This is a genomic window from Pseudomonas sp. PSPC2-3, from assembly GCF_049898265.1.
GTDB lineage: Bacteria > Pseudomonadota > Gammaproteobacteria > Pseudomonadales > Pseudomonadaceae > Aquipseudomonas > Aquipseudomonas veronii.
In genome coordinates this window covers 1-896 of the sequence record NZ_JAFCXJ010000026.1, presented here as the reverse complement: position 1 = coordinate 896, position 896 = coordinate 1, and the positions used below count along the sequence as shown (strand labels likewise).

Genomic DNA, 896 nt, shown 5'->3' with positions numbered 1-896 from the left:
TGCAAATAGCCGCGCTCGTCGTAGCGAAAGCGCGTGGGGTAGCCTGAGCAATCGACATGCTCGACCAGTTGCCCGAACGGGTTCCAGCGCAGCTTTTTACTTTTGCCGGTGGCGTCGATGATTTCCACTGCTTGGCCGAAGCGGTCGTATCGATAGCGCGTTGTCTGACCAAGTGGATCGATTTCGCTGACGCAGTTGCCGCGCGGGTCGTACCGGTATTGCCAGGCCTGTCCGGCGGCATCGGTTTCCACCAACGGCAGCGACCAATGCTCCAGCCACACGGTGGATTCGATCCGCCCCAACGGATCTTGCGTCTCGCACAGGTTGCCGGACTCGTCGTAACCGAACTTCCACTGACCGCCCTGAGGATCGGTGGCACCGAGCAACTGGCGCTCGTCATTCCATTCGAATTGCCAGGTTTGGCCGAGGTTGTCGGTGTATTCGGTGATCTGGTACTGCGGATTCCATTGGCGGGTGCTGACCCGTTGCAAGCCATCGGTAATCCGCGTGATCCCAGCTTGTAGGTCATAGTCGAACTGGTAGTCGTCGCCCTCGTCGGTCCAGTGTCGGACTACGCGCCATTCGTAGTCGTCCACACAGGCCCATTGGTAATAGCAACGCAGCCCGGTAGGTCGTTGGTGCTCGACCATGCGCTGGCCGCTGTCGTAGGCAAAGCGGCGCTGTAGATGCCCGGCAGTATCGCGAACTTCGGCCAGGTCGCCATGAGCGTCATAGGCATAGCTGACTAGGGTTTCGCGGCTGTGGTCGGCGAACAGCCGTTCAATCTGCTCGAGCCGGCCGAGTTTGTAGCCGAGTTCGATTCGCACATCATTGAGGGAATCGCGTAACCGGCTCAGCCGACCTTGGGCGTCATAGTCGAGGAGGATGCGGTTGTC

Annotated in this window: 1 pseudogene; it reads right to left on the bottom strand. The window is 59.8% G+C overall.

What is annotated here, in order from left to right:
* Nucleotides 1-896, bottom strand: a pseudogene (locus ACP7E3_RS31840) (RHS repeat-associated core domain-containing protein); the annotation flags it as partial.